The 26550-nt window shown below is 39.2% G+C and carries 21 protein-coding genes; 8 read left to right on the top strand and 13 right to left on the bottom strand.

What is annotated here, in order from left to right:
* Nucleotides 1-124: 124 nt before the first annotated feature.
* Nucleotides 125-1267 carry an acyl-CoA dehydrogenase family protein gene (locus tag BUF13_RS15490; protein WP_073572730.1) on the top strand — a complete coding sequence of 381 codons (1143 nt, stop codon included), beginning with the start codon at nt 125-127 and terminating at the stop codon, nt 1265-1267.
* Between the two features lie 691 nt (nt 1268-1958).
* On the opposite strand, the gene xerD is transcribed toward BUF13_RS15490, so the two are convergent.
* Nucleotides 1959-2867, bottom strand: coding sequence for a site-specific tyrosine recombinase XerD (gene xerD, locus BUF13_RS15485; RefSeq protein WP_073572729.1), 909 nt, complete (start codon nt 2865-2867; stop codon nt 1959-1961).
* A 315-nt stretch (nt 2868-3182) separates the two neighbouring features.
* Between xerD and BUF13_RS15480 the strand changes: the two genes are divergently transcribed.
* A complete protein-coding gene (locus BUF13_RS15480; protein WP_073572728.1) occupies nt 3183-4073 on the top strand; it encodes a sugar phosphate isomerase/epimerase family protein in 891 nt (296 codons plus the stop codon).
* A 25-nt stretch (nt 4074-4098) separates the two neighbouring features.
* Here BUF13_RS15480 and BUF13_RS15475 read toward each other — a convergent pair whose 3' ends face one another.
* A complete protein-coding gene (locus tag BUF13_RS15475; protein WP_073572727.1) occupies nt 4099-4581 on the bottom strand; it encodes a peptide deformylase in 483 nt (160 codons plus the stop codon).
* 113 nt (nt 4582-4694) lie between these two features.
* On the opposite strand from BUF13_RS15475, the gene BUF13_RS15470 reads away from it, so the two are divergent.
* Nucleotides 4695-6608, top strand: a complete 1914-nt coding sequence (locus BUF13_RS15470; protein WP_073572726.1) for an ATP-binding cassette domain-containing protein — start codon at nt 4695-4697, stop codon at nt 6606-6608.
* Nucleotides 6609-6757: 149 nt separating this feature from the next.
* Here the strand turns inward: BUF13_RS15470 and BUF13_RS15465 are convergent, their stop codons facing one another.
* Together BUF13_RS15465 and BUF13_RS15460 are read right to left on the bottom strand one after the other, a co-directional pair.
* Complete coding sequence (locus BUF13_RS15465) at nt 6758-7474, bottom strand: DNA alkylation repair protein (protein ID WP_073572725.1); 717 nt, start codon at nt 7472-7474, stop codon at nt 6758-6760.
* 42 nt (nt 7475-7516) lie between these two features.
* Nucleotides 7517-9952: a TonB-dependent receptor gene (locus BUF13_RS15460; protein ID WP_073572724.1), complete on the bottom strand. Its 2436-nt coding sequence runs from the start codon at nt 9950-9952 to the stop codon at nt 7517-7519.
* A 278-nt stretch (nt 9953-10230) separates the two neighbouring features.
* Here BUF13_RS15460 and BUF13_RS15455 point away from each other — a divergent pair, with 278 nt between their 5' ends.
* From BUF13_RS15455 to BUF13_RS15445, 3 genes are all read left to right on the top strand, one after another.
* Nucleotides 10231-12189: a tetratricopeptide repeat-containing sensor histidine kinase gene (locus tag BUF13_RS15455; protein ID WP_073572723.1), complete on the top strand. Its 1959-nt coding sequence runs from the start codon at nt 10231-10233 to the stop codon at nt 12187-12189.
* Entirely contained in the window at nt 12179-12814 is a 636-nt protein-coding gene (locus BUF13_RS15450) for a response regulator (protein WP_073572722.1), read from the top strand. The genes BUF13_RS15455 and BUF13_RS15450 overlap by 11 nt, the downstream gene beginning before the upstream one ends.
* Before the next feature lie 88 nt (nt 12815-12902).
* The gene (locus BUF13_RS15445) at nt 12903-13178 is read left to right on the top strand and encodes a hypothetical protein (protein ID WP_073572721.1); all 276 of its coding nucleotides are present in this window, start codon (nt 12903-12905) and stop codon (nt 13176-13178) included.
* Between the two features lie 6 nt (nt 13179-13184).
* Here BUF13_RS15445 and BUF13_RS15440 read toward each other — a convergent pair whose 3' ends face one another.
* From BUF13_RS15440 to pyrF, 7 genes are all read right to left on the bottom strand, one after another.
* Nucleotides 13185-14054: a nucleoside phosphorylase gene (locus tag BUF13_RS15440; protein WP_073572720.1), complete on the bottom strand. Its 870-nt coding sequence runs from the start codon at nt 14052-14054 to the stop codon at nt 13185-13187.
* Nucleotides 14032-15024 (bottom strand): oxygen-dependent tRNA uridine(34) hydroxylase TrhO, encoded by a 993-nt coding sequence (trhO, locus tag BUF13_RS15435; protein WP_073572719.1) that lies wholly within the window; start codon nt 15022-15024, stop codon nt 14032-14034. The genes BUF13_RS15440 and trhO overlap by 23 nt, the downstream gene beginning before the upstream one ends.
* Nucleotides 15025-15147: 123 nt before the next feature.
* A complete protein-coding gene (locus BUF13_RS15430) occupies nt 15148-15783 on the bottom strand; it encodes an acetyltransferase (RefSeq protein ID WP_073572718.1) in 636 nt (211 codons plus the stop codon).
* 55 nt (nt 15784-15838) lie between these two features.
* A complete protein-coding gene (locus tag BUF13_RS15425; protein ID WP_073572717.1) occupies nt 15839-17134 on the bottom strand; it encodes a DUF2851 family protein in 1296 nt (431 codons plus the stop codon).
* Between the two features lie 126 nt (nt 17135-17260).
* Nucleotides 17261-18844 carry a SusD/RagB family nutrient-binding outer membrane lipoprotein gene (locus BUF13_RS15420; RefSeq protein WP_083586483.1) on the bottom strand — a complete coding sequence of 528 codons (1584 nt, stop codon included), beginning with the start codon at nt 18842-18844 and terminating at the stop codon, nt 17261-17263.
* Between the two features lie 28 nt (nt 18845-18872).
* Nucleotides 18873-22265 carry a SusC/RagA family TonB-linked outer membrane protein gene (locus tag BUF13_RS15415; RefSeq protein ID WP_083586479.1) on the bottom strand — a complete coding sequence of 1131 codons (3393 nt, stop codon included), beginning with the start codon at nt 22263-22265 and terminating at the stop codon, nt 18873-18875.
* A gap of 414 nt (nt 22266-22679) precedes the next feature.
* On the bottom strand, nt 22680-23495 hold the full coding sequence (gene pyrF, locus BUF13_RS15410; RefSeq protein ID WP_073572715.1) for an orotidine-5'-phosphate decarboxylase: 816 nt from the start codon (nt 23493-23495) through the stop codon (nt 22680-22682).
* Between the two features lie 131 nt (nt 23496-23626).
* Between pyrF and BUF13_RS15405 the strand changes: the two genes are divergently transcribed.
* Together BUF13_RS15405 and BUF13_RS15400 are read left to right on the top strand one after the other, a co-directional pair.
* Nucleotides 23627-24145 (top strand): hypothetical protein, encoded by a 519-nt coding sequence (locus tag BUF13_RS15405; protein ID WP_134204496.1) that lies wholly within the window; start codon nt 23627-23629, stop codon nt 24143-24145.
* Complete coding sequence (locus tag BUF13_RS15400) at nt 24135-24581, top strand: hypothetical protein (RefSeq protein ID WP_073572713.1); 447 nt, start codon at nt 24135-24137, stop codon at nt 24579-24581. The genes BUF13_RS15405 and BUF13_RS15400 overlap by 11 nt, the downstream gene beginning before the upstream one ends.
* A gap of 2 nt (nt 24582-24583) precedes the next feature.
* On the opposite strand, the gene BUF13_RS15395 is transcribed toward BUF13_RS15400, so the two are convergent.
* Nucleotides 24584-25477 (bottom strand): lysylphosphatidylglycerol synthase transmembrane domain-containing protein, encoded by an 894-nt coding sequence (locus BUF13_RS15395; RefSeq protein WP_243839749.1) that lies wholly within the window; start codon nt 25475-25477, stop codon nt 24584-24586.
* 13 nt (nt 25478-25490) lie between these two features.
* A complete protein-coding gene (locus BUF13_RS15390; RefSeq protein ID WP_073572712.1) occupies nt 25491-26486 on the bottom strand; it encodes a glycosyltransferase family 2 protein in 996 nt (331 codons plus the stop codon).
* Nucleotides 26487-26550 lie beyond the last annotated feature (64 nt).

Genomic DNA, 26550 nt, shown 5'->3' with positions numbered 1-26550 from the left:
GATTTAGTTAGAAAATACGGCAAAGGACCTATTTAATGAGTGAATTAGAAATCTACCATTTGCTCAAGTGAAACTTATTCCGAATCTTAGAGTTTCATAGTTAGAGATAAACCCAAATTCTACCATGCTAAATTTTGAATTGAACGAAAACCAGCGAATGATCGCTGATATGATCCGGGACTTCGGAGCCAAAGAAATCACCCCTTTCCGAAAAGAATGGGATGACAAGCAGATTTTCCCAAAAGATCTATTCAAAAAGTTGGGAGAATTGGGTTTGATGGGAGTTTTAGTACCGACTGAATATGGAGGATCAGGATTTGGCTATATGGAATATGTCACCGCAATCGCTGAAGTTTCCAAATTAGATCCAGCGATTGGCCTCTCCTTAGCTGCTCATAATTCACTTTGCACAGGGCATATTCTAACCTTTGGAACCGAAGAACAAAAGCAAAAATATCTTCCCAAACTCGCGACCTGTGAATGGTTGGGAGCATGGGGACTGACTGAGCCAAATACAGGTTCGGATTCTGCCAATATGAAAACGGTGGCTCAAAAGGAGGGTGAATACTTTATCATCAATGGAGCTAAAAACTTCATCACACATGGATATTCCGGGGATGTAGCGGTAGTCATAGCCCGAACAGGCGAGGTAGGCGATTCTCATGGGATGACAGCTTTTATAGTCGAAAAAGGAACTCCAGGATTTAAAGGAGGCCGAAAAGAGGACAAATTGGGAATGAGGGCATCAGAAACTGCTGAGATGATCTTTGAAGACTGCAAAGTCCATGAAAGCCAAATATTGGGAAAAGTCGGTGAAGGTTTTATCCAATCTATGAAGGTTTTGGATGGAGGGAGAATTTCCATTGCTGCTCTTTCCTTAGGTATCGCTGAGGGAGCTTTTGAGGCCTCGGTTCAATACTCCAAAGAAAGGCATCAATTCAACCAGCCTATCAGTAGATTTCAAGGAATTTCTTTCAAGTTGGCCGACATGGCAACCCAAATAGAAGCCTCGAAATTATTGATATTCAAAGCAGCAGACCTCAAAAACCGTGGAGAAAAAGTAACCTTAGCTGGGGCTCAGGCCAAATATTACGCCTCCGAAGTAGCTGTTTCCGTTTCCAATGAGGCTGTCCAGATATTTGGAGGCTATGGATTTACCAAAGACTATCCAGTAGAGAAATTCTATCGTGACTCCAAGCTCTGCACGATTGGAGAAGGCACTTCTGAGATTCAGAAGATTGTGATTGCAAGGGAGGTTTTGAAGTAGTAAATAAGGTTAGGCCTAGCCCACAAAAAAGCTCGATCTCGATCCCAATTTGCATCGGGATTGGGCCATTACCCATGATTTTAAATTTTTTTCCTCTTTAAAGTCTAACCCCAAACTTTAATTTTCTGTCCTTTTTCCTTTAGGTGAAAAAGGACCAAAAAACCCACCGCTATCCATTTTTGGGTTAAAATCAATTTCCTCCCCACACGTCGGCAAACTCCTCAATCTTGCATAGATTCTTGTCTAAACTTGAAGTTTATGGGAGCAAAATTTTCGTCAGACAAGCCTCCTAGTTGCCACTTCTCACAATTGATTTCTTAACACCCAAAACTGGAAGGCGGGTCCAGACTAAATTTGATGTCCTCGTATAAAAATTCAGGAATCTTAAATTTTATACGAGATTCTAAATGTACGATTTGCTTTGAAGTGGCTGGTGACGAATTGCGGTCAACAAGCGTTAAGAAAATCGGCTAGTTCCGAACTTGTTCGGAAATCCGGCGATTTTTAGCGGTTGAACCAATTCGACAGGAAATGCCCGAAGGCATTTTCAAGCCAATTCAGGCAAAAGACTTTGGGGGACTTTTGGTCTTTCAAAAGTGCCAAAAATAGATAAACGTTCATATCCATTTTGTATGGTCAAAGAATATTAAAGGCTCAATGTGACAAAGTCCATTTCTGAAACTGCCATTTTTTATTTACTTCCCGGATGAAAGTCAGTCAATACCTGCCTCAAATAATCCCGATCCAAATGAGTATAGATTTCTGTAGTCGTAATACTTTCATGCCCCAGCATTTCCTGAACAGCTCTCAAATCCGCTCCCCCTTCTATCAAATGCGTTGCAAATGAATGTCGAAAAGTATGGGGGCTCACATTTTTTTCTATTCCGGCTTTCTCCACTGCTTCCTTGATAATCTTGAAAACCATCACTCGGCTGAGCTTTTTTCCCCGTCTGTTTAGAAAGACATATTCTTCATTCCCAGAGGCTATTTGAAGATGATTTCTGACTTCCTCTTTATAGATCTTCATGTATTTCAAGGCATCCTTTCCAACAGGCACGAGGCGCTCTTTATTGCCTTTCCCGATGATTCTCAAAAATCCCACATCCTCAAACACTTGACTTTGCTTCAATCCAACTAACTCAGAAACCCGTAACCCACTGCTGTACAATAGCTCCAACATGGCTCTATTGCGATGCCCCTGGGCCTCACCTAATGAAATCCCTTCCAAAATTTGGTTGATTTCATGGTAACTCAACGTATCTGGAAGTTTTCTGCCTAATCTTGGAGCTTCCAGCAGTTGAGCAGGATCCTTTTGAATCAGCTCTTCATACATCAAAAACTTGTAAAAAGCCTTTACTCCTGAGATAATTCTGGCAAGTGTAAAATCTGAAATTTCCAATTCACCAAGCCTTCTGATAAATTCTCTCAACTGATCGGTAGTGGCCTCCAAAGGAGAAATGCCTTGATATTCCTCTTCCATAAATCGACCCAACTTTTCAGTATCGCTGCAATATGCCTCGATCGAATTTTCACTAAGAGATCGTTCGAGCTTTAGGTAATGACGGAATTGCCGGATAAAAGTCTCCCAGGATTTTTGCATGAATATCTTTTCAAATTTTAGTCAAAAATAAAGCCATAAATAGGCAAAATATCTACACTCTCAGTAGTCAGAATACAGATTTAACTTGTATTTAATATGGTAACCCGTTGATTTTATTTTACTTAAAATTAACCAACCAAAGATTTACACTTGGCGATCACCTCAGTTTTTAGTACTTTAAAATCTACTTGATTCAAAATTTTGTTTCATGAGTTTATCTTAAATCAATTTCAATAAACCTATCTACGTGGATTAATCTCTTCCCTATTTTTCAAGGAATACATCAAGCTCGTAGGAAAAATCAACCCTAAACAAATGCAAAAACCTAATTTTTCTTCTCGGAGAACTTTTCTGAAAGACGTTTCCCTAATGACCGGAGCCTTAGCCCTACCGGGCAGTTTATTAGCTTCCAATTTTCCTATGTCCACTAAAAATATGAAGCTGGGCTTAGTGACCTACCTATGGGGAAAAGATTGGGACGTTCCCATATTGATAAAAAATTGCACGGCTGCTAAAATCTATGGAGTGGAACTCAGAGTGGATCATGCTCATGGCGTAGGCCTGAATTTGACGCCAACCCAAAGAGCTGACGTCAAAAAGCAATTTGACGACAGCAAAGTGGAAATCGTTGGCATGGGAACCAATTTTGAATATCATAGTCCAGATCCGGCAGTCCTGAAAGATAATATTGAGAAGACAAAGCAATGGTTGCAACTCAGTAAAGATGTAGGTGGATCCGGAGTAAAAGTCAAGCCGAATGCCTTCCCCGAAGGAGTTCCTCATGAAAAAACATTGGAGCAAATAGGAAAAGCGCTCAATGAATTGGGCCAATACGCCTTGGACATGGGGCAAGTCATCAGGCTTGAGGTACATGGAAGAGAAACCCAAAACCTTCCCAACATCAAAGTCATGATGGATTATGTGGACAATAAAGGCACTGGAGTCTGCTGGAACTGTAATCCTGAGGATTTAGACGGTCAAGGATTAGAGTACAACTTCAATTTGGTGAAAGATCGTCTTGGCGATACATGCCACGTTCGTGAAATGAACTTGGGTGATTACCCATATCAAGAGTTGATGAGTTTGTTTTCTGGAGTGAACTATGACGGTTGGATTTTATTGGAATGTAGAACCGATCCAGATGATAAAGTCAAAGCGATGATCGAGCAGAGAGAAGTCTTCGAAAAAATGCTTAAAAACGCTTAAAAAAATAATGGAGGTGTTTGAAAAATCACCTCCATTTATAGGATTTATTATCGATCGCCCGCATCGTACAGAGCACTCCATCCAGATGATCATATTCATGTTGGATCAATTCTGAAATCGCTCCCTCCACCTTCCATTCTTGCTTTTCCCAGTTTTCATCCAAATAGGAAAGTATAAGAGATTGATGCCTTTCCACCTTCACCAGTAGATTGGGAAAGCTCATACAATCATCCCACAACTCAAATTTTTCATCACTCAAATCCTGCAACTCTGGATTAATGATGATATAAGGTTTGTCTAAGTTGAGATAAAACAAGCGCTTCATTATCCCTAACTGTGGAGCCGCAATGCCTCTACCAAAACCATAGACTTTTCGGATATCTTCCATCGCCTCATGAAGCTGGTTTACCCAGTCTAGAACCTGCGGCAATTCCGACCTCTCCACGGGTTCGCAAACTTCATACAGCCTTGGATCACCAAGCTTAAGAATGTCATTGATGCTTTTCATTTTCTAATAATAATCGAAACAAATGAGTTTGTCAGCTGAAATTTATTCCATTCCTCTCCTAAGCTTTCATTTTCAATGGGTCGGAATAGATCTATTTCCCTTACTTTTGCCCCATGAATTACCTATCGGTTGAAAATCTCAGCAAGGCTTTTGGGGAACGAAAGCTTTTTTCAAATATCTCCTTTGGAATTTCCCAAGGTCAAAAAATCGCATTAGTTGGAATCAATGGAGCTGGAAAATCCACCTTGATGAAAATCATCATGGGATTGGAGATTCCAGATTCCGGGCAGGTTGCTTTGAATCAAGCTGTCAAAATCGCCTATGTGCATCAAAACCCGGTTTTCGATTCAAACCTGAGCATTTACCAGACCATTTTCGACCAAAGTAATTCAGAGGTTTTGATAGTCATCGAGGCTTATCACAAGGCTCTTCTTGAATCTGAAAGAGGAATTGACAACTCCAATGAAATGTCCCGACTCTTCGAGCAAATGGATGCGCTTCAGGCTTGGGATTTTGAATATCAAGTCAAAGAGGTTTTGGGGAAATTAGGCCTTCATGACACCGATTTACCTGTTGGAAACCTTTCAGGGGGACAAAGAAAAAGAGTGGCATTGGCAAAGGCTATTTTGGAAAAACCTGATTTGCTATTGCTGGATGAGCCCACCAACCACCTGGATCTAGAAACTATCGAATGGCTAGAGGATTACCTTTCCAAAGCCAATTTGGCCATTTTCATGGTGACTCACGACCGTTATTTCTTGGAGAAAGTCACCAACGAAATCTTGGAACTTGATCAAGGGAAAATCCACAGATACCAAGGGAATTACGGTTACTTCCTCAATAAAAAAGCCGAAAGAATGCAAATTGAGGATGTGGAAATTGAGAAGGCAAAAAGCCTTTACAAAAAGGAGCTCGATTGGATACGAAGACAACCCAAAGCCCGAGGAACCAAAGCTAAATACCGTGTAGATGCTTTTGAGGAAACCAAAGAGAAAGCATTTACCAAAAGAGAAGAAAGGGATATTGAGCTCACTGTTTCTTCACAAAGGCTGGGGAATAAAATCCTGGAGATCGACAAAATCTCCAAGGCATATGGAGAGAAAAAGTTGATCGAAGACTTCTCCTATATCTTCAAAAAGAAAGATAGAATCGGAATTGTAGGGCCTAATGGTGCCGGCAAAACAACTTTTCTTCAGACGATTACCGGACTGATCAATCCAGACCAGGGAGCTGTCACCAAGGGACAAACCACTTTATTCGGCTATTATAGACAGGAAGAGGATCGATTTGACGAAGAAAAAAGACTGATCGATGTGGTCAAAGAGGTGGCGGAAGTCGTGGTCTTGGACAAAGGACAGACTATAACCATCAGCCAGTTTTTAACCCAGTTTGGTTTCCCACCGAAGCAACAATTCACCCCTATCGGAAAAATGAGCGGTGGGGAGCGCAGGAGACTTCAGTTGTTAATGGTTTTGATCAAGAACCCGAACTTCTTGATTCTGGATGAACCGACCAATGATTTGGACTTGATGACTTTGAATATCCTGGAGGAATTCCTAGATACTTTCCCAGGCTGTTTGATTATCGTTTCCCACGATAGATACTTCATGGACAGATTGGTGGAGCATTTATTTGTTTTTGAAGGAGAAGGGAAAATCAAGGACTTCCCAGGAAATTATACGGATTTCAGAGAATGGGAAAAAGAAAATAGTAGCAAGAGCCTAGAACCAAGTATCAAGACTTCAGAACCAAAGATTGAAGTGGAGGAAACGAAAAGTATCCCCACTGATTCCTCTCCAAAAGCCAAAGCCAACTATAAGCAAAAGCAGGAGTTTAAAAAGACCAATGAAGCAATCGCGAAACTAGAGGTTGAAAAAGACTCCATTACACATAAAATCTCAGCTGGAATGGATGATCATGAAGAGTTGATGAAGCTTTCCAACCGGATTGGTGAAATAGATTCTGAGCTAGAGGAGTTGGAAATGATTTGGCTGGAGTTAAGTGAATTGGAGGGGATTGAAGGCTAAAAGCTTTGAAATATGGAAGAAATACAATAGAAACAAACCTCCCTCTGGTCGGTGAAACACTTTGAAAATAAATTAGTTTCAAGAGACGAGCGAGGCTATTTCGACTCCCAGAGGGAGTCATATTTCATGAAATTTATTTCCATTGTATTTCATATATTCCCCTTCAAAAAACCCTGCCTCAAGTCTTCAGGGAATTTTTCGATGGCATAGCGAAGGGCCGTGCGGGGCATGATTTGATAATGCATTTTCAAGAATTCAAACTCCACATCAAAATCCTGATTTCCGATTTCTCTAAGCATCCATCCCACAGCTTTATGCATGAGGTCGTGGGAATGGTTTTTCAGCATTTCAGCCAAAGCTAGAGCATCTTTAAATTCTCCCCTTTTAATCCAATAATAAGAACTGACCATGGCAACTCTTTGACTCCAGAGATGATCTCTTTTTGCCAGGTCATAGAAAAGGGATTTGTCTTTTTCCAGATAATAGGCTCCGAGAATCGGATGACAAGAAGTATCTACCAAATCCCAATTATTGACATAATTCAGGTTGCTAAGGTAAAAGTCAACCAGCTCCTTTCTTCCTTCTTCAGTTTTGGTCTTTTGGTAGCGATAGACCAATGCAATCACAGCTGTCAACCTTACCTCGTGAAATGGATTTCTCAGCAAATCCTCCAATTCATGCAGACTGATTTCTTTGAAAAACTCTTTGGCTACTTTTCGCTGATCAGGGACCTTTACTCCCAAAAACTGATCTCCTTCCCCATACTCACCTGGTCCTGATTTGAAAAATCTCGGAAAAAAGGCAGCTTTCTCAGGAATTGCTTTATCCTTCAAAGCTTCTATAATTTGATCGGTCAACTCACTCATTCCTAAAAGTAAAAAAGGCTGATCAATTGACCAGCCTTTCTATTAAAAGTCATCTCCCATATCATCTCCTCCTTCTCTTCGGGAACCTCTTTCGCCTTGCTTTTCTTTAAATCCTCCAAATCGGTAAGTAAAAGATAAAGTCCCAATTCTGGTTTCTCTTTGGAATTTTCTGAATTGCGTAAATCGGGGATCTTCTGTCGTAATCCTGAAGTTTCTTGTATTGAACACATCGGAAACATTCAAACTGATGGTCCCATTTCCTTTGAGCACATCCTTTCTCATCCCCACATTCAAAGTCCATTGTGGCTCGATTTGTCCTTGTGGCAAAACAATAGGGCCTCTATAGTTTCCCTGAAACTGTACGTTAAACCATTTAGGGATCAACCAATTTCCCAAAAAGCTCAGGGTCCAACTGAAATTTTCATTGCTAAAACCTCCTTCAATATTTTCTCCATTCACTTTAGAATAAAAGAAATTACCGGTAAGCGTCGCATCAAAATTATTGGTAACCTGGACCTGATTCACCAGTTCAAAACCTGTCGCTGAGCGGGTATCTGCATTTTCTCTGCTTTGGATGGCCACATTATCATCTGTGATTCTGGTTATCCTAGTTTCCACATTGGTACTATAGCGATGATATACGGTAGCATTGAGTAAATATCTTTCCCAACCTTTCATATAACCAAACTCATAACTGTCAGTGTATTCTGGTTGAAGAGCAGGATTACCAATACTCAAATTGTATTGATCTCTCACTCTGTAAATAGGAGCTAAATCCCACATTCTTGGTCTGGAGATCCTCCGGGTATAGTTGGCGGTCAATTCGTTTTCAGTCCCCAGTGTATAGCTCAAAAACATGCTAGGGAATAGGTTGAAATAATCATTGGGGTAGCTTTCCTGATTCCTGACAGTTTCCCCCAACGTCTCTGTATATTCTGCTCTCATTCCCAATTGATAGCCAAAATTTCCTTTCTTATTTCTGTATGTAAAATATCCGGCATAGACATTTTCCATATAATCAAAGGAGTCAGTCAATGAGTCTACTTCCACTGGTTCAAACTCAGAGAATTGGTCTCCCTGAGCAAAAGTTTGCCCCCACATCCAGTTTCCAAATGTTCCTTTCAACCCTGATTCAATCTTTGCCCCTGACTCAAAAGGCTTTTCATAATCCATCTGAAAGACCACCAAATTACTTTCTCTAGGTCTGTCATTTGTCTGGGTCAATCGCTTAGTTGGATCACTGGCTCCTTCCGAAGTCAAGAACATCTGCTCATAGAATTCCTCTTGGCTTCGATCATCAAATGCGTAGGAAAGTGAGGTATATAACCTTTGGCCCAAGGTATCTAGGTTCAAGGTATAATTGATTCCACCTTCGTAATTTTTACTTTTACTGAACTCTTCATTTTGTCTCACAAAACTAGAATCAAGCGTTCCTGTTTGACTCAAATTCCTTTGATTGATATCTGCATATTCGACCTCATCATCAAAGTTGCCTTGGAAATACAGTCCAAGCATTCCTTTTGGAGACACAGAATAATCAACTCCAGCCCTGAGAAGGTGAGTTTTTTCCAACTCATAGCCATCTTGAACTTGACTCAATGTCGGAGAAAAGCCTTCAATATCGGTCGTTCTTGTCCCTTCCCCTTTCTCAATTTGTCTTCTATTTTGATAATTGTAGGACATATAATAATTGGCCTTCCCGGTACCATAGTTTAGATTTACTCCCGCTTGATACTTTTCACGAGTACCTATAGAAGCATCCACTTGGCCATTAAAACCCAACTTTTCGTTCTTTTTCAAAACGATATTAATGATCCCACCAACTCCTGTTGCATCATATCGCGAAGAAGGGTTCGTAATTAATTCTACTGATTGAATACTATTTGCAGGAAATTGAGATAGGATACTTTCTGTATCATCACCTGAGAGATTGGAAGGACGTCCATTGATATAGATAAGAATATTTCCACTTCCTCTCATGGTTATTCCTCCTTCATCGTCTACTTGAATAGAAGGAAGAGTTGCTAAAAGTTGGGCAGCAGTCTGACCTTGAGAAACGATGCTGTTTTCGACATTATAGGTCCGCTTGTCTATATCAGATTCAAACATGGAAGTCACTCCTTCTACTACTACTTCATCCAAATTTTGTGAATCCGCCTGAAGCTTGATTACTCCGAAATTGACATGGTTTCTATCTCCAAGGTCAATTTTTTCGAAATACTCCTCATATCCAATAAAACCAACTCGGAAGATATAGCTTCCACTTGCAGCATCGAAGTCAAAAGCACCATCCAAATCAGTCATACCTCCAGTTACAACTGAGGAATCTTGAAGACTAAGCAAGGCAATATTGGCAAATTCCAATGGCCTATTCTCTTCTAGGTCAAGCACTTTTCCTTTTAAATTAATCTGCTGGGCTGTAATTTTTACATTGACCACTAATAAAAGGAAACATAATAAAGAGTACAGTTTAGGCATTTAGAAAGGTTTTTGGGTTTAAAGAATCAATAAAAAAAGAATTCATAATTAATTAATAATCAATACGTTCTATAATATTAACTAATATCCGACCCAACATGTTTCGAACAACCCTATTAATCCTACTTATGGACTAGAGTAATGATAAGCTGCAATAACTCAGTTTTAGCGGGACTGGAAAGTGAGGATTATAATCGATAAGGAGATTTGTAAGACGCTAATAGTTATATTTGAGTATGCGGACTCAACACCTGTCTGTCGGCGCATTTCATTTTTTAATGCTGACAATTTTTATCGTCTTTTTTTTCCCAGCGAATTTGGCTGCACAGGATTCTATTTCCCAAATCGAAGAGTTAGAGGGTAAACTAGAGAACCCTGAATTACCTGATTCGACACGCTTTGAATTGACTCTACAATTGATTAAGCTGTATGAAAAATCCGCTCAATTCAAGGCTCAGGCTGAGAAATCCATAGAGTTATTTCACACTTTTAATCCTGAGGCTCAAGCAGACACTCTCAAAAAAGACATTTTGCTAAAGGCCCTCTCGCATGAAAGTGAACTCAAAGAAAGCGAGCTAAAAGGCAACCTTCATCTGAAACTTGCAGGAGCCTATTTCAATCTTTACAATTTTGATTCTGCAATTCTATCTTATTCAGACGCACTTGAAAGGTTTACCAACCAAGACTCTATCTATATAGCTGATACTTACTTTTTCCGAGCTCAGGCAGAAGACTATCAAGGAAATTTCCTACGAGCAATGCAGGATTACCATCAAGCTCAAGATATTTATGAGGCTTTAGGAGATACCGAATATGCAAATTATGTAAGAGCGGGGGCGGCTATCCTCTTTAGTAAATATGGACTTTATGCAGAAGCAGATTCAGTCAGGCAAGAACTCATGTCAGATGCCGCTTCAAAAGGAGATGTTGAAAATCAAGTTACCCAACTTTACAACCGGGCCAATGACTTGAAAAAACAAGGACTGAGCTCTCTTCAGATTAAAAATTTGTTGAAAGCAGACTCATTGCGTCAAACTGGTGAAGTCAGACCTTACATACCTCCTATTCTATTATTTAATATCTCTAAATTTTTTGGGGAGCGTCTTCAACTGGATAGTGCCGAATTATATTTCAATAGAGCTGTCCAGGAAATGCAAAAATCCTCTGAGGTGAATGAGAATCACAATTCCTATCTCATAGCGAAGGCCAGAATAGAATTGACAAAGGGCAACCCTTCCACTGCTTTACAATTAGGAAATAGAGCTTTGGCTCAAGCGGAATCAAGCGGGGATATGGATCACAAACTGGAAGCTTTTCAGCTTTTGGAAGATGCCAATGAGAAACTGGGAAACACCGCATCGGCATTACAATTTCTGAAAGCAAGAAACCATTTCAAAGATTCCATTTTCGAATCCAATCAGAGGAATAGCTTCTCTTATTTTCAAACCCTGTATGAAACCGAGAAAAAAGAAAAGGCGGTCTTAGAAAAGAGTATGGAAGTGGAAAACTTGAAACAAGTTTCTGAAAAAAGAACTACCCTTTTTGCCTTTTCAATGGTAGGCTTAATAGCAATGGGCGGGCTAGGGTTTCTGATGATCAAGCTTAAGTCCAGTAAAAAAGAAAAAGAACTTCAAGAGAACTTTTCCAGAGAATTACTCAAAACTCAGGAAGAAGAGCGGAAAAGAATTTCAAAGGATCTTCACGATGGATTGGGCCAAAGTCTCCTATTGATCAAAAACAAAGTCATTCTTAATCAACAGGAGAATGCAGGTGAAATGCTTGATACCGCCATTAATGAGTTGAGATCAATTGCTAGGTCTTTGCACCCTATGCAGCTGGAGAAATTGGGGCTTTCCATGGCATTAGAACAGATGCTTGACCAGATTGACCGGGAAACTGATTTGTTTGTTAGTACAGATATTGAAGACATTAAAAACAAAATCTCAAAAAACACAGAATTACAGCTTTATAGAATTACGCAAGAAGCTATCAACAATATTCTAAAACACGCAGAAGCTGAGGCCTTAAGAGTTATTTTAAAAATCGACCAAAGAAAGCTTCAGTTACTGATTGAGGACAATGGAAAAGGCTTCGATTTTTCCGAAAAATATAACGACTTCCAAAGCTTGGGGTTGAAAACTTTAAAAGAAAGAACCGCTTCAATATCTGGTGTAATGAATATTACCAGTGAAAAAGGAAAAGGTACCACATTAAGATTTTTTGTAAATGTCAGCTAAACAAAAAGAAGTAATCATAGCAGATGACCACCCTATCTTATTGAAAGGGCTGGAAGATTTCTTGAAAGGACTGGGGCTAAATATTATAGCTGCTGAATCCAACGGCCTCGACACATTGATGAAAATCAAAAGATCTAGACCTCCACTGGCCATTCTCGATCTGGAAATGCCAGGCCTTACAGGACTTGAAGTAGCAAAGGCCTGTAAAGAAGAAGGGATTGACACCAAGTTTATCCTTCTCACACTTCACAAGGAATTATACTTTTATCATCAGGCAAAGGACTTAAACCTATCGGGTTATATACTCAAAGATTTCGCATTGAACGACCTTTCCAAAGCAATTGAGATTGTATTAGATGGCGGGACATTTTTTAGTGAAAAAATATTTGATGAAATTGAAAATAGCTCCTTAAATGGAGAAGAAACTCAGCTCACTCCTTCCGAAAAGAAAATTCTAAGGCTTATTGCTACAGGTCTTTCATCCAAAGACATCGCGAATAAACTCTTTATTTCAGAAAGGACTGTCGATAAGCATAGATCCAATATGATTTCTAAGCTAAATCTTGAAAAAAAGCATAACGCTCTGTTAATCTGGGCTCAAAAGAATAGAAGCTTCATAGAATAAGAGGTGTTTATTGAAAAATACGTATTAATACGTATTGATCTTGGCTGACATAAAACATAGATTTGAACTATACATTAATCTATTTTTTATGAAGATCTCAAGCTCCCTTGGCAATTTTAAAATAATCCAGACAGCCCAAAATAAAGATGAACTTCTTCTTTTAGGGTCTTGGAAGGATTTGGTTAGACTTTTTGACAGCAGCAGAGCATTTTTAGTCAATAGGACGGAAAACACATTTGGTGTTTATCTCTGCAAACAAGAGTGTGCCGATTTTTTAGGGAAGATGCTTCAACAAATTGATTATAACGAATGGGACGATCTAAAAATGGATTCTAGTTTCTTCGAAAAAAGATATTTAGCGTAAGGGTGATTAATTTTTTGCAACAAAAACTTCTAGAGCTGCGCGGATCAAATGGTCCACGGTTTTTTCAGCTTTTTCATCAAATGTTCCCAAAGGCCGATTAGCCACAATAGCATTTAGGCTCAGCATGTCATGCCCAAGTAATTCGCCCATTGCGTAATAGCCTGCTGTTTCCATTTCAAAATTTGTCAACTCTCTTCCCGAAACTCTCAAGCTAGCAAGCCTTTCGATCATTTGGTCAAATCTCGGTTTTAGACGTATTTCTCGACCTTGAGGCGCATAAAAGCCCGGACAGGTCAATGTCACTCCTTTGACAAATTCTCCTGCTAACTTGGAAATCAACAATCGAGATGCATTTGCTTGATATGGAGAAAATTCCAACCCCAATTCTTCTTTTACAGTCCTTCCGATTTCTTGAGATCCAGACAATTCCGGGTAATAGGCCATTAGGGAATCCATGCCGATTGCTATCTCAGATGCTAATAGCGAACCAACAGGAATACTTTCCTGCATGCTACCAGAAGTACCTAATCTGATAATCTGAAGCCTGGTTTTTTCTTCTTTCTCTTGACGAGTTACTAGATCCACATTGACCAGTGCATCTAGTTCTGTCATGAAAATCTCGATATTATCGGTTCCCATTCCAGTACTCATTACGGTAACTCTCTGACCATTTTTCCTGCCAGTATGAGTAACAAATTCTCTTTTGCGAATCTGAAAGTCTATCTGATCGAAGTACTGAGAAACCAAAGGAACACGATCAGGATCACCTACTGTAAAAACAAGTGAAGCCAGGTGTTCTGGCTTCAAATGTAAATGATAGATGCTTCCATCAGCATTAAGGATCAATTCAGAATCAAGAATTTGCCGCTTCGCCATGGAGTTGTTTTTCTTTTTTTGGTGTACGCTGTAATCCTTTATATGGATTATATCCGTTGGATTGCTTTTGGTAATAGCCTGTTCCGTCATAAGGACGCTTCTCAGGATGCTCCTTACACTCAGTAGAACATGCCCCTTCCAGTTCCCAACCGCACTCCTCACAAACAGCAACGTGAATATTACAGCTTGGATTGGCACAATTGACCATTCTATCGGAATGAGTTCCACAAACGTGGCATTTTGAAACCACTGTTGGGTTTACCTTATTCACGTCTACAGCGATTCGGTTATCAAATACGTAACATTTCCCTTCGAAATCCTCTCCCCCAGCTTCCATTCCGTATTTGATAATCCCTCCATGCAATTGATAGACATCCTCAAATCCTTGCTCCAATAAGAATGCAGAAGCCTTTTCACATTTGATCCCTCCAGTACAATAAGTCAGTACCTTCTTATTTTTCAAATGCTCCAGCTCTTTCACTTTCTCAGGAAAGTCTCTAAAATTGTCGATATCCAAAGTCAAGGCATTTTTGAAATGACCCAACTCATGCTCATAGTTGGAACGAACATCCAAGATCACCACATCTTCTTCATCTTTCAATTTCCTGAAGTCTTCAGGCTCTAGGTGTTTTCCTGTCTTTACATTAGGATCTAGATGTCTCAAGGAAGAGTGAACGATCTCAGGCTTATATCTTACATGAATCTTTGCAAAAGCATGAGTCTCATGCGAATCGATCTTGAATTCAGTTTTTGCAAAGCGAGGATCGGAATGAACATAGGCCATGTATTTTTCGCAATCCTCTTTCAAACCAGAGACAGTCCCATTCAACCCTTCATCAGAAATGATGATTCGGCCTCTGATATTATTTTCTACACAGAAAAGATGATGTTGCTCTCGATACTCTTCAGCATTTTCAATTTTTGCGTAGCAGTAGTACAGAAGTACTTGATATTCTTTGTTGTTTTCCATAACTGAAGCCCTGTTTCGGCAGGGTGTTTTGGTTTTAAAGATTTAAATATAAACGGCTGGCAAATTTACCAGACAAAACTCTTATTTCAAGCGATTGCTTTCCTGATCTTTCTCAGGAAAATCTTACTTTACTTTTGCTGCGGGATTACCAAATACGGTTTCATTCGCACCCACGGAGCTAATAACAACAGATCCAGCACCAATTCTAGAATTCTTTCCGATAGTCACTCCAGACACTACAGTCACTCCAGAACCAATAAATGCCCCTTCTTCAATCACTACTTCTGAATTGATAATGGATCCTGCACCGATTTGTACAAAATCACCAATCTTGGCTTTGTGGTCTACGATAGCACAAGTATGAAGGATACAATGCTGCCCCATTTCAACTCCTGCTCCCAAAGTCACTTTGGCATTGATGAAATTGCCATGACCGATCTGGGCATCTGTTGAAATGTAAGCTGTGTGGTGGATCGCATTAATCGGTTGCACCTTTCTTCTGTCATTCAAAAGCTCGACCAAAAATTTGCGGTATTTGTTATCATCTACAGCAACAAACGCCTCAGTTTTCTTTCCTATTAGCTTTAGGAATCCATCATCTTCCGTATGACCAAGTACCGGAACGGTATTGATTTCAGATCCGTGAAGATTTTCATCCTCATCAAGAAACCCATAAACGATGACTTGATTGCTATTAAAAATTTCCAAAGCAGGATGAGCTATTCCTTTGGCTCCCAGAATAATTACCGGTTTTTCCATAATGTTTTTTGATTCGGAGTGCAAAATTACGGGAATATATGCGCATACCCAAACATCATTTGTTTTCGCTGCGAATCAGGCTTTGAGCCACTTTGCAGGTTAGACATTTTTTGGGAGTACAATAGTTTCGGAAAAGGCCTATCATACCTTGTGTGTCGAATGAATTATGAGGCTTCCACCCAGATTCGAAAAACTTACGGACTATAAAATTACTTTCAGCCGACACCTCTTGAAGAAGATCAAAGCACCTTTCTTGCCATTCTGAATTTTGAAAATACCGCCCGTAAGCAAACCAAATAGGGATGACAAAATTGATAATCAACAAATTCAAAACCTGCTCAGATATTCCTTTGCTTACTTTTCTTTTTGATTCACTCCCAAAAGAGTAATGGTATTCCCAATATTCTGAGGGCTGGACCTGTAGTAGCTTTTTAAAAGCCGAAAAATCTCTACTTTCTTCAATGACACTTTCTAATAGATTTGGGGCTTTAGATAGAATGGAAGTTAGTTGAGCAATCCTGATGGTTGGAAAATTACTCGGTCTGGCGCCCATGAAATTCCAATGGCTCCGAATCATTTTTTGACTCCATTGATGCTTCTTTTGATAAAACTGATACTCTGACTTTAGATAATGGACATAAGGTTCATCACTTTGCTCAGGAATCAGCCCTGCCACTCCAAACAAGATCGCCTCCAGAGCAGGAAGTTGATTTCGGTATTTCAAAAGAATCTTGTAAGGCACCAAAGATGCCAATTCCTTCATTGCCTCAGCATTCAGTTTAAAGCCAAATGAAACAAAAAGCCAACGATAAGCTGTCTCTTCCCAATCATTATTGGTTTGCTCAAGAATATTCAAAACCAATTGAGACTTTTCATGTAGTCTTCCTACCAAGGCCTTTTCCAAAGCAGAGAAACGGATGATTTCAGGAACCTGACCTAATGCATGCGCACAGGGCAAATCTTCATTGAAATCTAAAAGCTGATCATATCTCCTCCAGATTTCAAGAAATATCCTTCCGTCCAATTCGATTGTTGGCATTTCGGTTTCATCATTTCGGAGAACTTTTTTATCGTTTTTCCAGACCACATGAAGAATAACAGAATTATATGCTGGATCACTCGAATGTGCATGTTGTTTCCATTCTGATGCAAATTTATGTACCTCCACGTGCCCATGAAAAGTCACCCCATCCAACTCAATCATAGCATCTCTAAAATCCGGTCCTTCTGTCAAATTATGGAATCCAACTTTGATGATCTTGACGTTTTGTCCATCTGTGGTTTGAAGATCTGCTTTTTCAAAATATTGGTACTTCCATACGAGTTGTAAAAAATCTTCTTTAAAAGTCATCAAAAAACTAATTGATTATTAACTAATCTAATAATTTAATTGATCATTTTCAAAAAGTCACACCCCACAAAAAAAGCCGTATCCCATTTAAGAGATACGGCTTTCACCATCTATCTAAACTTAATATTATTTAGCCCAGAATAATTTCTGAGTCAAATTATCTTCAGCTTGTACTTCCGCATAGTTTGTCGAATTGTAAGTTGCCTCAGATCCAGGATAAACCCATCTGTATGGAGGCAAGCTTTGCTGATTAGATTGATCTACCCAGAAATCTAAGTCTACCAATTCCAATCTTCTCATTTCTGCCCAGTTTTCATTTGGCTGAATCACATTAAAATGCAACCATTTTTGCTCGGCAAGCAACTTCATTTTTGCTTCTTGAGAATCTGCTGAATCCCAAGAAACTGCATCTCCTGATAGGTAAACTTCAATGTCACCTACACTTGGAACAACTGGAGCTGGAGAATCACCATTTTCTGACAAGGATCTCAAGTATTGATAAAAATCCACTGAAGCCTCAATAGCTGCTTCATAGGAAGCTTTCGCCATAGCATCTTGACCATTTTTCAGATAATACTCAGCTATCATGAAATGAACTTCAGGTGCGGTAATCAAAAGACCTGGGAAATTCTGGTTTCTTGAAATAGTAGATCTGTTGTAAATAGTCAATGTGTTGGAATTTACCAATTCATTTTGAGCAGAGGCATTCAACATTGGGTCAAGACCTAAATATTCACCTTCGCCCGCTTCTGTACCTGGCTCAAACACATAAGTCAGTCTTGGATCATTGTTATTTAGCATGTGATCCAAAATTGCTTTACCAGCCAAGTTACCAGACCAGTCTTCCAATCCTGACTGAAAAGAGTTTGCCTGCATTGCAGTACCAATTACATATCCATCCCAAGCAATAAAATCTTCATTTGAAGTTACTACCGGGTAAGAACCTGGATTAGAAAGTATTTCACCGATTTCTGTATTAGCTCTCGCTGCAAACTCACTTGATCCGCTTACTCTGGTAAGCATTCTTAGTCTCAATGAATTGATATACATCTTCCATTGATCCAGATTACCATTGTTGATCAAATCCTGATTAGTGAATTCTGGCATAATCCCTGTACTCACAGTGATCGTGTTCATCTCATCGGCCAAGTCAGCCAATTCGTCTAACATCATGGTATATAGACCTTCTGCATTATCATAAGCAGCATAGGACATATTATAATCCCCACCATTTGTACTTAACATACCCGCTTCAGAAAAAGGGATATCTCCATGAAGATCGATCACTCTTTGAGTCTGATCATACAGGAAGGTTTTCGCAGCAATCATATAGATTCTTTGATCAGCTTGAGCAACCTCTGGAAGTTCAGCATAGATCTTTTCGATTTCTCTATACTGTGCTAGAGTCTGATAAAAGGCATTCCATCTATCGCTGATAGCTGAGGATCCCGGTACGTATTGATTTTCTCCATTCACCCAACCGATGGCTTGGTTGTAACGGTTATTGGTAATTCTATGGATTACAAAATAATCACTGTATGAAGGAAGCACATAATTTCTATTGGTATAAATCATACCAGTGAACTGCTTTCCTACGGTAGTTTCTGCAACTTTTGAAGGATCCGTATAGTTATCCGCAAAGTCTGATTCAGTACAGCTTACCAAAGAAGCCGCTAGAATTGCACCTATATATAAACTTTTGAATTTCATTTTCATTTTGGATTTGTTGAGTTCTAAATTAGAATTTAGCTCTAAGCATAAAACCAATGGTTCTGGTAGCTGGGTTGGTACCCGCACTAGTAATCGTCTGAGTCCAGTTGGATCCCGCAGTCAATACCTCTGGATCTAGATCCTTAATATTTCTGTATAGGAAGAACAAGTTTCTACCGAATACCGAAACATTCACGTTGCTAGCACCTATTCTATCTGCAAAGCTCTTAGGCAGAGTATATCCGAAAGAAAGCTCACGCATCTTCAAATAAGTATTATCCTGGATATACAGCTCATATCTAGATTCACCATATTGAGGTCCACCCCAATTGTAAGTTCTTTGGTAGTAAAGTGCTTGAGAAATCACGTTGGTGTTAGGCTGACCATCTGCAGTCACCCCATCCATCAACATACCATCATGGTAAACTGTCTCACCATTTGGACCTGCAGTAATAGAATGATCTACTTGAACACCTTTGCCATCAGCATTTACATAGTATGCCAATCCTCCAGTCTCTTCATTTCTATATTTGGTACTTTCTTCAGTCAAACCACGGCTAGTCATCCAGTTGATACCTGTTGGCATCACAGATCCACCAATCTGGAAATCCATCATCGCAGAGAATGTGAAGTTTTTGTAAGATAGATTGTTCATCAAACCACCTACAGCATCAGGATTGTAGTTCCCTACTCTCTTCCAGTTGTTTGCATCGATTTTATACAAACCATTCGGTTGCACGATGTTATTTCCATTAGCATCAGTCTCAATTGGGTGAGCATAAAGATCTCCCATCGGACGACCTACAACAGATCTCAACTGAGCTGCATTTCCATCATAATCAGCATGCAATAGTTCCGTTGCATTGTTAGCCAATTTCTCAACGGTGTTTCTATTTCTGGCCAAATTCAAGGTCATATCCCACATGAAGTTACCTCTCTGCATGATGGTAGCATTCAAGGACATTTCAATTCCTTTGTTTCTCAACGTACCGATATTAGTCAATACAGTGCTAGCTCCACTGGTAGAAGGCAAGGTCAAAGGAAGAATCTGGTCACGAATCTGAGCATTGTAATAGGAAATATCCAATCCTAATCTATTGTTGAAGAATCGAGTATCTAAACCAATTTCAAACTCATGCTTTTGCTCAGGTCTGATTCCGTCATTTCCAAATGCAGAAGGCATTACGGTGTACAATACTCCACCTAGGGTATTTTGTGTATAAGCAATATTAGCTAGGTATAGTGAAGGGTAGTTACCCACGATACCCCAAGAACCTCTCAATTTGGAGAAAGTAATAAACTGAGGAAGTTCAACTGCTTCAGAAAGCGCAATACTAGTGTTGAAAGAAGGGTAAACGAACGCATTATTATTTGGATTCATTGTAGAAGTACGGTCTCTACGAATTGTACCTTCCACAAACCAGAATCCTTTATAATCAAAATTTGCTGTACCTACCAAAGCATCAATTACTCTGTTGGATCTAGTTGCATTACTAACTACCTGCTGATTAGAAGCGATCAAATCGAATAGATTTTCACTGCTCAAACCACCATTGGTACGTGTAAACAAACCTCTTCTTGTTTCTTTGGTGCCAGTATAACCTGCCATGGCACTGAATGAGATATCATCAGAGAAATTCTTGGTATAGGTCAAGAACACATCTCCATACAAAATATTGAATGTCTCATTGTTCATGCTGAACATTCCGGAGTTTCCGAATGCCAATGGTCTTTCAGTCGATCTTTTATCTTCAGAGTATCTGTTGGTGAAGTCGGTTGAAATTCTAGCTCTGAAAGACAAATCATCAGTGATCTGATAAGTATTTGTCAATACACCAATTACACGATTGGAAATTTCATTCAGGTTATGCTTGTTAACTCTCCAAACATAGTCCCCAATTGCACTCATAAAACCATTATTGGTAATGTTTTCTTCAGGAGTTAAGCTCTGGCCATTTCCTGTTACAAACTTGTATCCTCTGCTTGTTTGATATTTGTCCAAATACCAAGCTCCATTATCAAATCTTGACATCATACCGCTGAAGTTGTTGATCATACGGTCGATTGAGTACGGACGGTTCTTCGTGTTTTGGTTCACATAGTTTACCATCACATCTGTTTTCCACTTCTTATTGATGCGGAAAGTAGCATTCAAGTTTGCGATGTTCTTGCTGTTTTTAGAGTTCAAACTCAAAGCCTCATTGTCCTGACGAGTCAAAGAGAATCTGAAATCAGAAAACTCAGAATTGTTGGCAACAGCTACGTTGATAGATGAACTTACAGGACTGTTGAACAATGCTGCATAATTATCTTCCTGAGCTACATAAGGTCTGATCTCACCATCCCAAGATTTAGTAGGTTGTCCATCGAATTCTGGACCGAAGTTGATTGAAGTATTTGGCAATCCTCTAGACCCATCTTCATAAGTAATGAATCCATCATCTTGTTGACCCAAATCAAAAACATGGCTAGGACCACCTGGACCTCTTACATTTTGATATCGAGGAAGGTAAGCAATTTCGTCTCTTGCAATATTTGCATTGAAATCTACAGAAAACCCTTTCTTACCTGCTTTTCCTTTTTTGGTAGTAATCAATACCACACCGTTTACTGCTTCAGATCCATAAAGAGCAGCCGCGGAAGCTCCTTTCAGAATGGAAATATTTTCGATATCCTCTGGGTTGATATCCAAAAGACCATTACCTCTTAGACGCTGATCATTCCAATAATTATTATTAGAAACGTTTTCATTTCTGATCGGAACACCATCCATAATGATCAACGGTTGGGTATTTCCGGTGATAGAGTTCAATCCACGAACGGTAATGTTAACAGCAGAAGTCGCACCACCAGCACCTGTTTGGATTCTTACCCCAGGAGCTTTACCATAAAGAGCAGTAGCAACGTTTGGCGTACCTACTTTAATTAACTCATCTGCTTTGATTGTAGTCGTAGCATAACCCAATTTCTTTTGCTCTTTAGCCATCCCGAATGAAGTCACAACGAACTCATCCAAATCTGAAGCTTTTTCAGCCAAAGTCACATCAATAACGCTCTTAGATCCAACCTCAATCGATTGCGGTTCAAATCCAATATAAGAGAACATAAGGGTTGCACCTTCAGGCACCTCGATAGTATAATTACCATCGACATCGGTAACAGTACCTTTAGTGGTACCCTGAATAGTAACTGTTGCGCCGGGTAATGGTAGATCATTAGAATCTTTAACCGTCCCTTTGACAACTGCATCTGCTTGCTTATCATCAGCCACTTCAACGTTTGCAGGTGTTAGAGTGGAAGGCACAAGCGATGCCTCAGCCTGGAATATGGTCCCTATAAAGAGACCCGGAAGTAATAAAAGGCTTGTCTTACTTCCATTGAGAAGCTTAGGCTTCCATGGGTTGTGTAAATTTTTCTTCATTGCTGATAGGTTTTTACTTTTTTGGCCTTTGGGTCATTTAATTTTTAAAGAATTAGGTTTTTAAAAATGAACTAGATTGAGTTAAATTTTCTAGAACAATAGCCCTAATCAATAGCATTTTTTTAATTAATCAAATACCAGAAAAGTAAAAATTTTTAATAAGTATTAACCATTAAATAAAAAAAGATCATGTAAGTGACTGAATATCAATTTGATTTAAGGCGCATGCCCTAAGTTGATTTTCGTAATCGATTTCGAAAAAAAATCTCGCAGTTCAGAGATTTCAAAAAAATGAGGGCAATTAAAAGGAAATCAGCCCTTTAAATTTGAAAAAATTAAGGGCTTAGTATTATCAAATCATCTCCTCAAATCAATACTTGAGATGCTTTTCATAAAAAAAATTAACTAGACGAATTAAAGATATTGATCCATCAAATCTTTCATCTCAATCTGGAGTTTTTTAGCTTCTTGTCTTGCCACTTTGGCGAAATCCTTTTCAGTAGAAGCATAGATGATCCCTCGACTGGAATTGACCAAAAGACCACAAGTAGAATTCATTCCATACTTGGCAACTTCAGACAGACTTCCTCCTTGAGCTCCCACACCTGGAACTAGGAAAAAATGGTCTGGAGCAGACTTTCTTACTTCTCCAATCAACTCACCTCGCGTGGCTCCCACAACATACATTAGGTTATCCGGAGTCCCCCACTCTTGGCTTTTCTCCAAAACTGATTTAAAAAGTGGTTTGCCGTTTGCATCTTCAATCAATTGGAAGTCCTGCGAACCGATATTAGAGGTCAATGCCAAAAGGATGACCCATTTGTTGTCAAACTCTAGAAATGGAGTCACAGAGTCTTTTCCCATATAAGGAGCAACCGTAATGGAATCAAAATCCATGGATTCAAAAAATGCTTTTGCATATAGCTTAGAAGTATTCCCGATATCTCCTCTCTTTGCATCAGCAATAGAAAAAACATCCTTTGGCATACATTCCAAGACCTTTTGCAAAGTCTCCCAGCCTTTTGGTCCCAAAGCCTCAAAAAATGCAATATTCGGCTTGTAGGCTACTGCAAAATCTGCCGTTTCTTCGATGATTTGTTTGCAAAAAGAGTAGATAGGGTCTGCCTCATTTTTCAAGTGAGAAGGGATTTTAGCCAAATCAGGATCTAAGCCAACGCATAAAAAGGATGATTTTTTCTGAATTTGGGAAAATAGCTCTGCTCTGTTCATCGAATTATTATTTTGCGCAAAGGTAGGCAATCTCGACCGACGAGAAAACATCCATTTAGTTTGGCTCTATTTTAGATCGAAGTGCAGTGAGTATTCAAAAGATTTTTTTCCGCTATCAACATCCTTTCAAAATGAATAAACTACCAATCATTCTTGTTTTTCTTTTTTTCTTAAGCGTTTCTAATTTCACTTATGGGCAAGAAACTCCGACACAAGACATTCCCGCTATAGAGATTTCAAGCATTAGTCTTTCCATTCCCGGATCAACTAAAAAACTGAAATTCGGAAATTCATCAGATGGATTATTCCAAGCGCTCGGAAAGCCAACTAAGGCTGAAAAATACTATTTTGAAATAGATGAAAAGTATGCCATGCTTTATCAGTATGATGGAAATGAAATCTACTTTTTAGACGGAAAGCTCCACTCTTTCGATTTAAACACCACTTCCATCCAATTAAATATTGGCGAAAATTCAATAAAGATAGGTGATCCTATATCCTCTATTGCCAGTCTTTTTGATGGATTTGATAAAAAAAGAAACCATTATGGAGGATATATAAGAACAGGTGAAACTCTTGTTGACTGTTGTCATTTATCAATTGATACAAATGGATTTATTGTCACACTAATCAGGTTCCATGTACAATAATATTTTGAATAGATTATCTAAAATTGGCAAAGCAGCAATTCTAAGCACTTTAATATTAAATAACTGTGCTATCGCCTTCTCACAATCAATCGAAGGCTATTATACTTATGGAGCGGAATTAGAAGACCGTCTAGTTAATGTAACCCTAGAATCCCCTACTAAGACCAGTGAGTATTATGGCGTCTATGATTTGATAGGTGACCATTGCGGCGTTTATTACAATGGAGGCAGGATTGATTGTGAATTGGAAGGCTCTTCAATTTTCATGAAAAAAACTTCAGAAAACACCTATATCGGAAAAATCAAAAGCACTTATAGTGGTGAGTTTTCAGACCTAAAAATTATATATGAACCCGAAAAGGATCAGATTATCTGGGAAATCCTAAAACCAAATGGACAATTTTACTTTCCTTATGATGCGGTTTTCAGAAAATAATTTCAACCCTCATTTACTCCTTCCCTCAGATCCACTTTTACAAAAGCACCTACCAGCGATGTCCCGGCTGTAATCAAAAAGAAGATCATACTAAATGCTACAGCGGCTGTCTCCTCAATTCCCGCATAGGTATGAGCATAGATAAATACCAATTCCCTTGCTCCAACACCTCCAATGGTCAAAGGCAAAACTGCCACAATGGAAGAAAGTAAGAAAACCAACTGGTAGGCCATAATTTGCTCCTGAATCCCAAGTGCTCTTAAAATAAACCAAGCACAAATAAGCTGAGAAATTTGTCCTCCAAAAGACGAGGCATTGGCTGAAAGAAAGGAAGGAAGAAAATCCTTGAACAATAATTTTTGCATCAACCAAAAGGCCGGAATCGTCAAAATCAAGCCCAAAACCATCAAGGTATTCCACCAAATGCTTTCTAACCAAGGGACATCCACTTGAACCAATAAAAAGAAGGCAAATAACAAAAATACAATCGCTACCAACCCACCCAATCTATCTAACAAAACCGCCTGAAGCAGCTTTTTAACAGAAGTTTTGTAGTGCTTGTTGAGTAGATAAACTTTATATCCATCCCCACCGATTCCTCCAGGAAGAAATAGGTTGTAAAACATCCCGATCAGGTAAAGACGCCAGTTTCTCTTTTCGGAGATGTGCAAACCTATGTTTTTGAAGTATAGATTCAACCGAAAAGCTGTTGCCACTTTGCTCAAAACGAATAAAACGATTGCCGGAACTAACCAGAAAAAATGGAGGGACTTGGCCAAATCCCAAAGCGAATCGGTATCTACTTTTCTAAAAACCAAATACAAAGCCAAGCCGGTTAACACCAACTTGGCTGCAGTTTTTATTTTCTTTGAAATACCGCTCTTTTGATCAGCCACTAGAAATCGCTAATTATATTCTATTGATACTTTCTGTAGCCTGAACTTCCAAACCTTTTAGAGTTCTTCCAGTACCTTCAAATACAGACTTGATAGTATAGGTTTTCTTATCCTGAGATTCGAAATATGTTCGAACAATGATCTCAGCAATAATTCCTGTTGTGATCAATTGTATTCCTCCCAAAATCATAATAAATCCAAGGATCATAAGTGGTCTGCCCCAAATATCCTCTCCCATGATTTTCAAGATCAGCATGTAAAAACTGATCAAACCACCGATAAAAAATGAAATCAAACCGATTCCTCCAAAAAGGTGAATCGGACGCTGGAAATACTTTTGAAAAAAGAGCATCAGGATCAAATCCGCCATCACCTTGAAGGTTCTGCTCAGACCGTATTTTGATTCCCCATGAATTCGAGGATGATGTTTCACATCCACCTCAGTCATTTTTGCTCCTTGCTGCTTGGCCAAAACCGGAATGAAACGGTGTAGCTCCCCATAAAGCCCCATGTTTTGAGCAATCTCCGCTTTATACACTCGAAGGGTACAACCGTAATCATTCAAATAAACTTTGGTTGTATTTCTGATCACCCAATTGGCGATTTTGGAAGGAATCTTTCTCAACACAAAACCATCCTTACGATTTGCTCTACGCCCAGCTACTACATCCCAATCTTCATCCATTGCTTTCTGAAGCATGGTAGGGATATCAGTTGGATCATTTTGTAAATCTCCATCCATGGTAGCGATATAGACTCCAGATGCCATATCGATACCAGCGGCCAAAGCAGTTGTTTGACCATAGTTTTTATTGAAAATGATTAGCTTGGTTCGGTCATTGGCATATTTCCTCACCTCTTCAACAGTCCTATCAGTCGATCCATCCTCGATCAAAATGACTTCATAGTCTAGCTTTTCCAAAGCGCCATAAGTCGCTTCCAATAAGGGTTTAATGTTATCTTCTTCGTTGTAGATGGTGATGACTACAGAAATAAGGGGCTTGCTCATGAGATAAAATTTGGTCAAAAATACGCCAAATAAATTCTTGGGGCAAAAAGCCCCGATTTGTTAA

The organism is Algoriphagus zhangzhouensis, from assembly GCF_900148515.1.
Taxonomy (GTDB): domain Bacteria; phylum Bacteroidota; class Bacteroidia; order Cytophagales; family Cyclobacteriaceae; genus Algoriphagus; species Algoriphagus zhangzhouensis.
Note: the sequence above shows the minus strand (reverse complement) of the source record. Positions and strands in the feature narration are given on the sequence as shown.